Raw genomic sequence first — 13,422 nt, 5'->3', positions numbered from 1 at the left:
AGGTCACGATGAAAAATATTACATTGGCTACACTTTGTGCCGCAACGGCAACTTTCGCAGGGCAGTTCACCACATGGAACGGAGCAGATGAAGATCCCATAGTCAAAACCGGACTTGGCAACGAAACAGAAACCCAAGGCCGCTGGTACACTTACGAAGACAACCTTGGTTCAAAAACAATATGCCCAGACGATGGAATCGACCCACCATATATCTATTGCGCCGATGTAATACTCCCCACTTGTCAAGGATTTTGTTCAATAGCAGAACTCGACAACGGCTCTCAAACAGATTTGCCTTATGTCGGTTTTGGTTTCAATGTCGTTGGTGAGACATCTTTTACCGACGTCACCCCAGCCGCAGCCAATGTATCCGCTTGGGGCGGACTCTGCGTAACTTACACTTCCGATGCGGACTTACAACTCGAACTCGGCCTTGGTCCTGTTGTCGATTCAACGATCAATTACGCAAATCCCGCAGTAACACTTCCCGCGGCAAAAGCTACAGACATTCTATCGCCCAACGGAAAAGACGGAAACAAAGTAGTTGTCAGCTGGTCCGACTTTAAACAGCCTTCATGGTACGATGGAGCCGTTAAAATCGACGGCGAGACGGCAGCAAAACAGCTCGCCGCCATACACTTTAAACTTCAGGCAGCCCCCGGCAAATACAAGTTCAACATCTGCGCGGTCGGCCCGAAAGACGGAACATGCCCAGAAAAATGCGGTATGTCTAGTGCAGGAATTCAGATTGTCCGCGGAACATCCGCAGTCAGCGCCGTTTTGAACGGGCGCACGCTTGGATTCACGGGGATCAAGGCCTCCGCAACCGTCGAAGTGATGAACACTCTTGGGCAAGTCGTGATGAAAGGCGTAATTAACAACGCCACGAGTAACGCGGCAACACTTAACCTCGCATCGCTCGACGCCGGAATTTATATGGTGCGTGTGAGCGGGAAAAGCATCAATTTTGCAAAGAAGATTATTTTGAAATAATTTAAAACAAAAACTTTTTCATTTCAACAGCGTCTGCAGACATTTTCTGCAGGCGTTTTTTTTCATAAAAAAATTTATCGTCAATCACTAATTTTCATCATATAGCACACAACGTATCATAAAGATACTTTGTTATACATATGATACGTATCATAGAAATACAATTATTAACAAATTCATACTTTTTCGTTTTATTCAATTCGCTTTCAAAACATTTATACAAAACAAGTATATCTTATCTATAGTTCAACATTTGGATTAGGAGAACAGCCCCATGAAAAATACAATCACACTAGCCGCAATCTTTGCAGCATCAGTTGCATACGCCGGAACATTCCAAACATGGAATGGCGAAGACGGAATATCTCAAGTCCAAACAGGACTTGATAATGGTTCTGAAACTTCAGGTTACTGGTTCAGCTATGCCGACAATGAAGACGGAGGTAAATCGAAAGTAAATTGGCCTGTAGACACAAGCACCGACACCGGAGAATCTCTAGATGCGGTAATCACACACTGCAAAGGAGTATGCGGCGTAGCATCTCTGTCTAAGTCCACGTTAAAATACAGCCCCTTTGTCGGTATCGGTTTCAACGTTGTCGGAGAAGCCGTTGGCGGAGGCGACCCAGAACCTGGCGACGCTTCAGCATGGGAAGGCATCTGCATTACTTACACATGCGATATATCAGCAGATCTAGAACTCGGCCTCGGCAGCTTCGATTCAGAAATCGAATACGCAAACCCAGTCGCCAAGCTTTCAAAAGCAAAAGACGTCCCTACAACCAAAGCCATTCCCTGGTCTAAATTCGCGCAACCCAGCTGGTATACGGGTTCAGTAAAAATTTCCGGTACAGAAGCCGCCAAGCGTCTTGTCGCCGTCAAATTCAAGATCCAAGCAAACGATGGCGACTATAATTTCAACATCAAAAAAATCGGCCCCTTAACAGATTGCTCTGACGACAGTGAAGCCATCAATGCAACTCGTAGCGCATCATCGGCCAAGGCTACACTTACCGGTCGCACACTCAGCTTTACCGGAGTCAAATCTGCAGCAACAGCCGAAATCATCAATAGCCAAGGTCAAGTTGTTCTCAGAGGTACAATTGATATCACAACATCTTCGCTCAACCTCGCCACACTCGATGCCGGGGCTTACATGATTCGCGTTACCGGCAAGAACGTCAATTTCGCAAAAGAAATCATGCTGAAATAACATTCACACAAAAGCAAAATAAAAAAACGCCCTCGGGTTTTCTCTCCACCCGAGGGCTGTTTTGTTAAGAAGGAGATTCCCGCTCAGAGGCGGGAATGACATTTCTTAGATTTTCTGTGAGCAAAAAGCGCTCGGTATTGCGATTACATCGCATAAACCGGCACCTCAACAATAGAAACAAACAAGTTTTGTTTCTGCTGCACTCGGTTTAGATTTATTTAACCGAGCGCGATTGCGACCTTTGTTCCACTTAGCACTTTAGTGCTTATGTGGACATGGTCCGCGAATGGGGAGAGCGAGGCGAAGACGGAGTCCCCGCCATGCATAAGAGCCGAGCGGTCTCTGTGAGCCATAAACGACTCGTATTAACGAGTCGCGTTGGCGAGAGCGAGGCGATATCACATTCTTGTTTTGCGATAGAGCCGAGCGGTCTTATTAGGTGCGAGCGAGAAACGCCTGGCATTAGCCAGGCGTTTTCACGAGAGTGAGCGACGCTCACATATTTCTATGGATTCTAGACGCGAACGGTCACCCGTGAACGAAAAGCGACCGGTATCAACCGGTCGTGTTCGTGAGAGCGAGGCGAAGACGGAGTCCCCGCCTTGCATAAGAGCCGAGCGGTCTATTACGTATGAGCGTCAACCCACTCAGCGTTCTTCTTGCAAGCTTCGACAGACTTGTCGAAAGCAGCCTTTTCTTCGGCGCTCATCTTGACTTCGAGAATCTTTTCGACACCGTTTGCACCAACGACAACCGGCACGCCGCAGTAGAGGCCGTTCACGCCGTATTCGCCATTGAGCTTAGCAGCGCAGGAGAACACGCTCTTCTTGTCGAGGAGGTAAGCTTCAGCCATGTGGATAGCAGAAGTAGCCGGGCTGTAGAAAGCAGAACCGCGACCGAGGAGGTTCACGATTTCGCCACCTGCACCAGCAGTACGCTTTGCAAGTTCAGCAAACTTTTCCTTGCTCATGAGCTGAGAAACCGGGATGCCACCGACAGAGACGCATTCCATGATGGAGACCATCGTGTCGCCGTGGCCGCCCATAACGAGAGCCTTGACGTCTTCGACGGAAACGCCGAGTTCGTCAGCGACGAAACAAGCGAGACGAGCAGAGTCGAGCACGCCAGCCATACCGATAACCTTGTTGGCCGGGAGGCCAGACTGCTTCTGCATGTTGTAGACCATGGCGTCGAGCGGGTTCGTAATAACGATCACGAATGCATCCGGAGCATTTTCCTTGATGGCTTCAGCAACAGTCTTGATAACGCCACAGTTCTTGTCGAGGAGGTCGTCACGGCTCATGCCCGGCATACGCGGGAAACCAGCGGTAACGATAACAACGTCAGCACCCTTAATAGCGGAATAATCAGTAGAACCCTGAAGATCAACAGACGAATTGATGACGGAACGGCCTTCCATAATATCGAGAGCCTTACCCTTCGGCATGCCCTGAGTCATCGGGATGTCGATAAGAACGACGTCGCCGAGGTTCTTCTGTGCGAGCACGAGAGCCATTGTACCACCAATTTGACCAGCACCAACGAGTGCAATCTTCTTTCTTGCCATGATTAACCTTCCTTTTAAGGTATTTAAAAATTTACGTGTCAAATATAGCAAAACAAATGTAAAACCGGCAACGTTACAATGTTATTTCTTTGTCATACGAGATGGAGACAACCACATCGTAACCCGTCATTTTTATAGTAACTAGTAACTACTGACTAGTTACTTTTCTATCTTTGCTCGCACTATGAGTATTGCAATTCCTCAACTGCCCAAGGGCACACGTGATTTTTACCCGGAAGCCGAGCGCATCCAGAACTATATTTTTGACACCTGGCGCAAAGTCGCCGAAAGCTTCGCCTACGAAGAATACGAAGGTCCGATGTTTGAGCATCTGGAACTTTACACCGGCAAGTCCGGCGAAGAAATCGTAAGCCAGCTCTACAACTTCAAGGACAAGGGCGACCGCGAAATTGCGCTCCGCCCCGAAATGACGCCGACGCTCGCCCGCCTCGTGATCCAGAAGGCCCGCGAACTCAAGAAGCCGTTCAAGTGGTTCTCCATGCCGCGCCTGTTCCGTTACGAAAAAGCTCAGAAGGGTCGCCTCCGCGAATTCTTCCAGCTGAACATGGACATCATCGGCACCGAAAGCATTTACGCCGAAGCAGACTTGCTCGCCTCCATCGCAACGATGCTCCGCAAGTTCGGCCTCAAGGACTCCGACTTTGCCATTGGCGTTTCGAGCCGCAAGCTCCTCGCCACCTACCTCGAAGAAATTGGTGCCCCGAACCCGGCGCTCGTTTACCCGGTTCTCGATCGTCGCTTGAAAATCGGTCCGGAAGCTTTTGCCAAGGCTCTTACCGAAGCAGGCCTCTCTGAAGCACAGATCAAGCAGCTTGACGATTTCATGAGCTGCAAGTCCATCGAAGAAGTGCGCGCCGCCGTGAAGAGCGAAAACGCAACCGCAGCCCTCAAGGAAATCGAAGACCTCTTTGCAACGCTTGCCGCCGCAGGCTTTAGCGAATGCGTGAACCTCGACCTTTCGATCGTGCGCGGCCTCGCCTACTACACCGGCATTGTGTTCGAAGTGTTCGACAAGGGTAAATCCATGCGCGCCATCGCAGGCGGTGGACGTTACGACAGCCTCACCGAAAAGCTCGGTGGCGACCGCATCCCGGGTGTCGGCTTTGGCATGGGCGACGTCGTGCTCGCCGACCTCCTCCGCGAACGTGGACTTTTGCCGAGCCCGAAGCAGCATGTGGATTTCTACATCGCAAGCTTCACGAACGACATGAAGAAGATTTTCGAAACAGCCCAGGTGTTCCGCGCAAACGGAAACTCTGTCTCTCACCCGCTCGCCACCATGAAGATGGGCAAGCAGTTGGAACAGGCAAACTACCAGGGCGCAAGCATCGTCGTTTATGTCGATGGTGACAAGGCGGCTGAAGGTCAGTTCGAATTCAAGGACCTCCGTGACGGCACCATGCACGTTGGCGATGTCGCCGAAATCATCGAACGCAGCAAACAGAACATCGAATCGAAAAAATCATAAAGGAGATCCCCGGTCAAGCCGGGGATGACATCTCTGCATGACTCCAGTAAAAGTATTACTCAGCATCATTTCTCTGTACCTCGTTCTCGGGCTGATGGCGCTTGCCTACCCTGAAGACGGAATCCATGTTGGCGATACGACGCTCCGCTACCCGAAGCTTTCCCAAGTTTTCGAGAAGGCCGAGACAACAACGGACTCCGCCGGGAACAAGGTCAAGGTTGAACAGGTAGACCCAGAAGACGCCATCCGCCAGATGATGGAAGAGACCAAGGCAAAGCAATTTGCAGCATACTCGGATTCTCTCAAGTACTACGAAGACTTCTTTAGAGAAGGCCGTACTCGCTTCGACTTGCCGAACAACGACCTCACGTGGTTTGACCGTTTCTTCACAAGCCTCCAGAATGCGCAGAAGGATTCGAGCGTTGTCCACGTCATCCATTACGGTGACTCGCAGCTCGAAGAAGACCGCATTTCCTCTACGATCCGCGAAGACTTGCAGACTGAATTTGGAGGTAACGGTCCGGGCATGCTCCCAGCCGTGATGCACATTCCGTCTCAGTCGACATCGCAGTGGAACAACGGCGACTTGCAGCGTTACATCATCTTTGGCCCCAAGGAAGAACACGCCACGCACAACCGCTATGGACCTTTGGCCCAGGTGGGTGAGCTCAACGGTTCTGCCGTTATCGGCGTCAAGAAGCGCGAAGGCCGCAAGGACATGTTCCCGCACGTAGGCGGCTACTCCACGATTAAGGTTCTCGCAAGCAACAAGGGCAGCCTCAAGCTCCGCCTCACCTACGAACACGAAGTGACGGAACAAGTTGGAACAAATGCCGACGGTTCGCCGAAACTCAAAATCAAGAACAAAAAGGAAACCGCAGCCGCTCCTGCCGTTGAAAAATTCACGAAGCTGAACGTTTATACGTGGAAACTCCCGGATACGACCTCGAACATCAAACTCTACCTGAGCGGACGCACGGAAATCTATGCGATTTCTGTAGACGGTTCTTACGGTGTCGCTGTGGACAACGTTGCCATGCGCGGAAGCTCGGGTACGGTATTCCACAAGATCGATAGCCAACTTCTTGCCGAATCCTACAAGGCCATGAATGCAAAACTCATCATCATGGAATACGGCGGAAACATGGTTCCGAGCATGACCCCCAAGAATCTTGACTGGAGCAAGAAACTCATTACCAGACAAATTCAATCCGTCAAGAAAGCCAATCCGGATGCAGACATTTTGTTCATCGGTCCGGCCGATATGGCAAAACAAATTAACGGAAGATGGCAAACATACCCGGGACTTGGCATCACCATCAAGATGTTGCGCGAAGTGGCTCTTGAAAACGGCCTTGCCTACTGGGATATGCACCGCGTGATGGGTGGCGAAAACGCCATGATCAAGTGGGTCAAGAAGTCCCCACCGCTCGGCTTTACAGACCACGTGCATTTTACGCGCCGCGGAGCCTCTTATATGGGCGATCTATTCTGCTCATCGCTCCACATGTACTACGATTACTTCCAGTTCCGCGACAGGCATCACCTGAACGATTCGAAACTTAAGGACATTCGCAAGTTCTCGGACAAAAAACAGGCAAACGCCGACACGACTAAAGTAATTGATTTGAACAAAGAAAAGCTAAATCCTTAAATACCGGAGGGGGTGTTAAGTGAAGAAAAAGCTTGCCGTCATTGCTGCCATACTTGGCATTGTTAGCATGGGTTCCATGGTTTCTGCAAAGGACATGGAAATCACCCCGGGCTACTATGACGTTGACTTTACGAAATACGATTTTATCGATACGTCTTTGAACACCATCCAGTTCCCGCAAGGGAGCGCTAGTTTCGAGCCGTTCTTCAAGAAGCTTGACACGCTCGTTTTCGAGAACAGGGGCAAGGTGCGCATCCTCCACATTGGCGGTTCGCACTTGCAGGCTGACGTCATCTCGGGCCGCATCCGCGAACACCTGGTAAAAGAATATCCGGGTGCATCGGCTGGCCGCGGTTTCGTATTCCCGTATTCGGCAGCTAGGACAAACACCCCCGCAAGCTACGCTAGCTATTATAAGGGCATTTGGGACAAGAACAAGAACGTTCAGCACGAAATCACTAAACCGCTCGGTCTCCTCGGCATTGCCATCAGCACTCGCGACCCGCGTGCCGAAATCACGCTCCTTTTGGACAAGTACAATACCGAACCGATTTGGGGCGAAACAAGCTTTAGAGTTTTCGGCTATAGCGACAGCAACGACGTTGAACCGGTGCTTCGCATAGACTCGATGGATGTCTTTGGAACATTTGATTCCACGAGCCAAAGCTACGTTTTCACAAGCCCGCGCCCGATTGACACGATCCAGATTGCATTCCGCTGGGCAGACACGACCAAGCAAGCCGAAGTGGCCGCGTTCATCACGGACTCGCTCTTCAAGGATTCCGTCGCCCGCGCAGACTCTCTCGCTCGTGTTGCAGATTCTTTGCGCATGGATTCGCTTGGAATAACGCCTCCGCCAGCATCCTCTCAGCAAGCCTCGCAAGTGGCCGCAGCTGATTCGATGTTCCAGGGCGACTGCGAAGACGTCCTCGACACGAACTGCCTGAACCGCGACGAAGATTTGCAAGCTACTCTAGATTCAGCCGCCGCAGATACAGTTCCGCCTCGCCCGCACTTTACGCTCACAGGCATTTTGGCAGAGAACAACGCCCCCGGCATCACCTACACGAACGTCGGCATTAACGGCGCCAAGGTTTCGAACTACTTTGAAGAAGTTTGCCCGCTGTTCGAAAAGGAAATGTCTTATTACAAGCCGGACCTCGTGATTTTTGCGATTGGCATTAACGATGCTAACGTCGATGTCTTTAACGACAAAATCTTCCGCGAAGACTACGACAAGCTCATCCAGCGAATCCGCAAGGTAAGCCCGAAAACCGCATTCATTTTCGAGACCAATAACGATTCTTACCGCAAAGTCCGTAAAAGAAAGTACGTGCAGCACCCAAACGGCGAAGTTGCACGTAAATCGTTCTTTATGCTCGCCGACAAGCACAAGGCAGGCGTCTGGGACAAGTTCTCCATCATGGGTGGTCTTGGTTCCATGGCCAAGTGGGAAAAGGCGGACCTCGCCAAGAAAGACAAAGTCCACTTCAAAACCGCAGGCTACCAGTTGCTCGGCGACATGTTCTACAAGGCTTTAATACAGGCCTACTTTGACCATATCGCAAGCCTCCCTGCAGAATCGCCGGCCGTTGTCCAATCTAAACCGGCACAGCCTCAGACACCGGCAACAATTCCGGCAGCATCAAGCGTAGCTCCAAAGGTTCAGGCGACACCTACGGCCAAAACAGCCTCTAGCGCAGCGCCAACCATTCAGGCTAAGGCTCCACAGACTCCAGTCGAAAAGACTGCAGCAACCATCCAGGCAAAGGTAGCAACGCCGCTTCCTTCTAAATCGGCTGATGCCGCCCCGGCAAAACCAGAATCGACGGCCAAGCAAACTGCCGAAAAAACGGTCGCCCCTCCGCAAATGCCAAAGCTTGCCGCTGCCGCCCATAAAGATGTCCCGATGCCTGAAGTCGTAAAGCAAACAGCACAACCCGCGCAACCAAAAATTCAAGTTCCGCTGAAACCCGAAGCACAGGACGCTAAATAATTTTCTAATTTACAAGCCCAAAAATCATGCTTGACTATATCATCCCCTACCTGACCCGCACATTTGCGTTTGACCCGAACTCCCCGTTACTCTTCACCCAGTTCTATTTCTGGGGTTTCTTCGCGGTCGTCTTCGCCATCTTCTCGTTAGTCCACAGCAAGCTTCTGCTCCGCAACGCGTTCCTGTTTGCGACGAGCTTGTTCTTCTACTACAAGACGAGCGGCAGCTACGTGTGCATCCTCATCTTCTGCGTGATAGCAAACTTCTTCATCGGCAAGTGGATTGAGAAAGCAGAAGAAAAGTGGAAAAAGAAACTTTTGATGATTATAGTCGTGATTATCGACTTGCTGGTGCTCTGCTATTATAAATACTCTTACTTCTTCCTGGACGCACTTTACGACTTTACCGGCATCGAGCTCCACGTGTACAACTTCTTTGCCGCCGCAAGCAATGCGATGTTCAACACGCACTCGCTCGTGGATACAATTATCCTCCCGGTGGGCATTTCGTTCTTCACGTTCCAGGCAATGAGTTACTGCATCGACATTTACCGCGGTAAGATTAAGGCTGTAGACAACATTTTGAATTTCGGCTTTTACCTTTCGTTCTTCCCGCAGCTCGTGGCTGGTCCGATTGTGCGTGCAGACAAGTTTGTGCCGCAACTTTACAAGCCGTATTTCCTCCCCCGCCGCGCCTTCGGCATGGCCGTGTTCTGGATTTTGAACGGTCTCGCCAAGAAAATCATCTTGAGTGACTACCTCGCCACGAACTTTGTGGACCGCGTTTTCGACACGCCGCTCCTCTTTACCGGCCTTGAAAACCTGATTGCCCTTTTCGCTTATTCGTTACAGGTTTACGCCGACTTCTCGGGTTACACGGATATCGCGATCGGCGTTGCCCTCCTCATGGGTTTCCGCCTGCCGCAAAACTTCAACAGCCCGTACAAGGCAAAGAGCCCGACCGAATTCTGGCGCCGTTGGCACATTTCGCTTTCTAGCTGGTGGCGCGATTACTTGTACATCCCTCTTGGCGGTAACAGAAACGCAACCGTCGGCACGTTCTTCTGGATGGGATTCTTGAGCCTTGTGGCCATTCTCCTTTCTGGCAGCATGTGGGTCGGCATTGCTCTTGGCGTGTTCTTCCTCTACATCGCGATTTTTGCTTACTTCAAGCCGGAATCCCGCAAGACGATTACCACAAACATGAACGCCATGGCAACGCAGATAGTCGGCGGTTGGTGGCATGGCGCAAGCTGGAACTTCATCATCTGGGGCGGCTTGAACGGCTTTGGTCAGGTGTTCAACAAGCTCTGGGTCAAGCGCAGCGCAACCGTCCGAGCATCGATTGCACTTGGTTTCTTTGCACTGAGCGCGATCCTCTACAAGCACTACACGATTCCTATATGCGCGATTACCGCTGTATGGTTCGGCGTGCTCTTCGTAGGCATCTACTCGACCATTATCTACCACTTGTTCTGCCAAAAACAACTGCCGTGGCTCACAACCGCATGGAATGTGACGCTCACGTTTGTGTTCATCACGTTCACGCGTCTCTTCTTCCGCGCAGGTTCAAACCTCGACCCGGCAGAAGCAAACGAAGTCGCATGGAACACGGCAAAGAACATGGTGCACCAGATGGGTACCGCCTGGCGCTGGGACACGATTCTCCCGATTGCATGGGAACACATCAATATCATCCTCGTGTTCATCGCTGGTATGCTTATCCACTGGATTCCGAAGCGCGTGAAGTCCCGTTACCGCATCACGTTTGCATCGCTCCCGATTCCGGGAATGGTGGCGGCAACAGCGTTCATCATCTTCGTGATTTACCAGTTCATGAGCGCAGATTCCTGCCCGTTCATTTACTTCCAATTCTAAATCAGACGACAAATGCGTAAGGCGAATGAAGCAGACTTGCTTGCAAGTCTATTTCTGAGCCTAGCATTTGGTACTTGTACAAAGACAAAAGGGGCGTGCCAAGCACGCCTTTTTTATTATAGACAAGCCTCATCAATAAGATTGTTCTATATAATACATTTATCCAAACAAATACAGAACAACCCTCAAGAAACTGCGCTTTTGAGGTCAATTCTTACATTTCTTTACATCCCATTAATTTATTTTGTATAGTAAGTGATGTGGAGGAAATTCGATGCTTAAAAAATTTCATAACATTCTGGGGAAACTGTTCCTTTCGGGGGCTTCGTTCTTTTGGACAAGCTGCGATTCAGGAACGTCAGCCGAAAAACCTTCAGCATTTATCGACATTGACAAAGAGCTCGCCAAATTAACAACAACGGATACAACCGGGCTCAGAGGAACATGCATTCCCGAATATCAATATTGCGAAATGACAAAAGGCTGGAGTAACCATTACAACGCCCAAGCTCACGCAGCATCTATCGCCTTCGAAAAGCTCGATGAACAGCACAAGGATAATCCGGACTATTACGGCAATAACAGTTGTTACAGGGATCTCTTAGGTCATCTAGGGAACGCGCCTGTATATGGTGTTCCAGAATGCCCCACAGGCCTGACTCCTTGCGAAATGGACAGCACCTCCATCTACAGCATTTATAAAGGAGTCCGCATCGACGACGCTTACATAGCGGCTCTCCAACACAAAGAAAAAGACTATTACGAAACCGTTAAAAGCACACTCGAAGAAATCAACGAAGGCATAGAAAAATGCGAAGTGCAATAACGACTTTTTGACCATTTTTATAGAAATTTACGCATTCTAGGGCTTCCATAAGTTTACAAGAATACTACACAAAGTTTTCTTGTTAATATCTCGTGAAAAATTGTTCTAAACATAGTGACAAAACTCCAAAAATAGAGTATTTTTGAGCCCATATATATAGATTGCGTATTTTATATGAAGATTAAGACTATACTCATTGCAGGAGTCCTGCCTCTCGCCCTTTTTGCAAAAGACGACGACATGGCCGGAAAAATTGTTCCTCGCTTGGTTGACTCCAAAAACACGGAATTGAACCAGACTATTGACGGCATAAATGACTTCGCCCCTGAAGCAGAAGCACCTACCGTCGGAAAATTCTACATCAACGAAAGCAATTTTACTCAGAAAAAGTCCAAGTCTCGCAAGGCTAAGGCAGCGCCCAAGGTCGAAAAAGTCGAAAAAGTCGCCAAGCAAGACTTGATTAACGATTCTGCAGCAGCGGATCTCGGAACAGAAGAAGGCATCAATAGCGATAGCCTCGACACCGAAGAAGCCGTCCGCGAATACGCAGAAGCCGATGCCGACATCAAGGCTACAACGGACTCTGCCTCTACAGGCGCACCTGCTAAGCTATTTGTCCTCGACATGACGACGTCCATCATCCCGACGGAAAGCCGCCGTATTGCAGGTCATTACGGTCCGCGCAAGCACCGCATGCATCGCGGTGTAGACCTCGGTCTCTGCCACGGTGAAGACCGCACAATCGTTGCCGCTTTTGCAGGCAAGGTCGTCAAAGTCCGCAACCAGGGCCGCCGCAAGGGTTATGGCCGCTACGTGATCTTGGACCACGGCAACGGTCTTACAACGCTTTACGCCCATCTTGAACGCTGGAAGGTCAAGGTCGGCGATGAACTCCAGGCCGGCGATACGATTGGCGTTGGAGGCAACTCAGGTCGCTCGTTCGGCGCCCACTTGCACTTCGAAATGCGCTACAACGGCGTGTACATCAATCCTGAAACAGTCTACGACTTTGCCGAAGGCACTTTCAGAGATATTTCCGTCACGCTTGATACAGATAAACTTCAAGAAGTCGAAGCCGCCTACCAAAGGGAAATCGGCAAGAGCAAGTTTTACAAGGTCCGCCGCGGCGATTGCCTTGGCAAGATTGCCCACAAGTATGGCACATCTGTCGAACACATCAAGCGCCTGAACAACCTCAAGTCCGAAAAAATCCGCCCAGGCCAAGTGCTCCGCTGCTCGTAAGCAGCCCCAGTAGCCTTCAAAGGTCAGAAGTTCATCAAACGAAATGCCGCGCCTTTCAAAAGCGCGGCTTAATTTTTTAATCAAACAAATCTTTATTGATTCTGGTTTTGATTCTGATTCTTGTTTTCGTCGAGTTTTTCTTGCAGGTGGTCGATCCGGTTTTCGAGCAGCTTTTCGATTTCAGGTAGCAGGCGATCCTTGACTCTATCAAGGTAAAGGCACTGCAGCTGGATCATACGGTTACGATGGCGACCGGCAAATTCCTGAATCCAGTGGCTCACGGCCTGCTGGCGGTCCTGGATTTTGTCATGCAAAGAACGCTGGATGAAAGTTCTCTGGACTTCCATATAGCGCTGCATGTTGAACGGCATGCGGTAAGTACGAATAAACTGCTTTAGCAATACCAATAAGCAAAGATGATCATTGCACTGATGATCGTGAATGAACTGCCGCAACTCTTCCAGATGTTTCTGGAAGAATGGCACAATCGCTTTATCATCAATCTGATAAAGTTCAAGTTCATCCTGTTCTTTTGTCGCTTTATCGACTGCCATGTTCCAAAT

10 protein-coding genes are annotated in these 13,422 nt (G+C 50.0%); 8 read left to right on the top strand and 2 right to left on the bottom strand.

The window, feature by feature from the left end:
• Positions 1-8 precede the first annotated feature (8 nt).
• Both CRN95_RS08775 and CRN95_RS08770 read left to right on the top strand, forming a co-directional pair.
• Entirely contained in the window at positions 9-995 is a 987-nt protein-coding gene (locus CRN95_RS08775) for a T9SS type A sorting domain-containing protein (protein ID WP_088629043.1), read from the top strand.
• Positions 996-1,269: 274 nt separating this feature from the next.
• Complete coding sequence (locus CRN95_RS08770) at positions 1,270-2,208, top strand: T9SS type A sorting domain-containing protein (RefSeq protein WP_088629044.1); 939 nt, start codon at positions 1,270-1,272, stop codon at positions 2,206-2,208.
• A gap of 625 nt (positions 2,209-2,833) precedes the next feature.
• On the opposite strand, the gene mdh is transcribed toward CRN95_RS08770, so the two are convergent.
• A complete protein-coding gene (gene mdh / locus CRN95_RS08765) occupies positions 2,834-3,775 on the bottom strand; it encodes a malate dehydrogenase (RefSeq protein WP_014547218.1) in 942 nt (313 codons plus the stop codon).
• Positions 3,776-3,959: 184 nt separating this feature from the next.
• Between mdh and hisS the strand changes: the two genes are divergently transcribed.
• From hisS to CRN95_RS08735, 6 genes are all read left to right on the top strand, one after another.
• On the top strand, positions 3,960-5,264 hold the full coding sequence (gene hisS / locus CRN95_RS08760; protein WP_088629045.1) for a histidine--tRNA ligase: 1,305 nt from the start codon (positions 3,960-3,962) through the stop codon (positions 5,262-5,264).
• A gap of 37 nt (positions 5,265-5,301) precedes the next feature.
• Positions 5,302-6,918 (top strand): hypothetical protein, encoded by a 1,617-nt coding sequence (locus CRN95_RS08755; RefSeq protein ID WP_088629046.1) that lies wholly within the window; start codon positions 5,302-5,304, stop codon positions 6,916-6,918.
• Positions 6,919-6,937: 19 nt separating this feature from the next.
• Positions 6,938-8,914 carry a GDSL-type esterase/lipase family protein gene (locus CRN95_RS08750; protein ID WP_088629047.1) on the top strand — a complete coding sequence of 659 codons (1,977 nt, stop codon included), beginning with the start codon at positions 6,938-6,940 and terminating at the stop codon, positions 8,912-8,914.
• A 26-nt stretch (positions 8,915-8,940) separates the two neighbouring features.
• Positions 8,941-10,791 carry an MBOAT family protein gene (locus tag CRN95_RS08745; RefSeq protein WP_085490479.1) on the top strand — a complete coding sequence of 617 codons (1,851 nt, stop codon included), beginning with the start codon at positions 8,941-8,943 and terminating at the stop codon, positions 10,789-10,791.
• Positions 10,792-11,065: 274 nt separating this feature from the next.
• Positions 11,066-11,617, top strand: a complete 552-nt coding sequence (locus CRN95_RS08740; protein WP_088629048.1) for a hypothetical protein — start codon at positions 11,066-11,068, stop codon at positions 11,615-11,617.
• 174 nt (positions 11,618-11,791) lie between these two features.
• Complete coding sequence (locus CRN95_RS08735) at positions 11,792-12,859, top strand: peptidoglycan DD-metalloendopeptidase family protein (RefSeq protein ID WP_235002963.1); 1,068 nt, start codon at positions 11,792-11,794, stop codon at positions 12,857-12,859.
• A gap of 92 nt (positions 12,860-12,951) precedes the next feature.
• Here the strand turns inward: CRN95_RS08735 and CRN95_RS08730 are convergent, their stop codons facing one another.
• A complete protein-coding gene (locus CRN95_RS08730; protein ID WP_097020642.1) occupies positions 12,952-13,413 on the bottom strand; it encodes a hypothetical protein in 462 nt (153 codons plus the stop codon).
• Positions 13,414-13,422 lie beyond the last annotated feature (9 nt).

Source organism: Fibrobacter sp. UWB16 (genome assembly GCF_900215325.1).
In the GTDB taxonomy this organism is placed as follows: domain Bacteria; phylum Fibrobacterota; class Fibrobacteria; order Fibrobacterales; family Fibrobacteraceae; genus Fibrobacter.
This window is presented reverse-complemented; position numbering and strand designations above follow the sequence as displayed.

What these genes read in the sequence shown, in the direction of transcription:
- CRN95_RS08775 (WP_088629043.1), top strand. Translation starts at nt 9, where the DNA reads ATGAAAAATATTACATTGGCTACACTTTGTGCCGCAACGGCAACTTTC.
- CRN95_RS08770 (WP_088629044.1), top strand. Translation starts at nt 1,270, where the DNA reads ATGAAAAATACAATCACACTAGCCGCAATCTTTGCAGCATCAGTTGCA.
- mdh (WP_014547218.1), bottom strand. Translation starts at nt 3,775, where the DNA reads ATGGCAAGAAAGAAGATTGCACTCGTTGGTGCTGGTCAAATTGGTGGT.
- hisS (WP_088629045.1), top strand. Translation starts at nt 3,960, where the DNA reads ATGAGTATTGCAATTCCTCAACTGCCCAAGGGCACACGTGATTTTTAC.
- CRN95_RS08755 (WP_088629046.1), top strand. Translation starts at nt 5,302, where the DNA reads ATGACTCCAGTAAAAGTATTACTCAGCATCATTTCTCTGTACCTCGTT.
- CRN95_RS08745 (WP_085490479.1), top strand. Translation starts at nt 8,941, where the DNA reads ATGCTTGACTATATCATCCCCTACCTGACCCGCACATTTGCGTTTGAC.
- CRN95_RS08740 (WP_088629048.1), top strand. Translation starts at nt 11,066, where the DNA reads ATGCTTAAAAAATTTCATAACATTCTGGGGAAACTGTTCCTTTCGGGG.
- CRN95_RS08735 (WP_235002963.1), top strand. Translation starts at nt 11,792, where the DNA reads ATGAAGATTAAGACTATACTCATTGCAGGAGTCCTGCCTCTCGCCCTT.
- CRN95_RS08730 (WP_097020642.1), bottom strand. Translation starts at nt 13,413, where the DNA reads ATGGCAGTCGATAAAGCGACAAAAGAACAGGATGAACTTGAACTTTAT.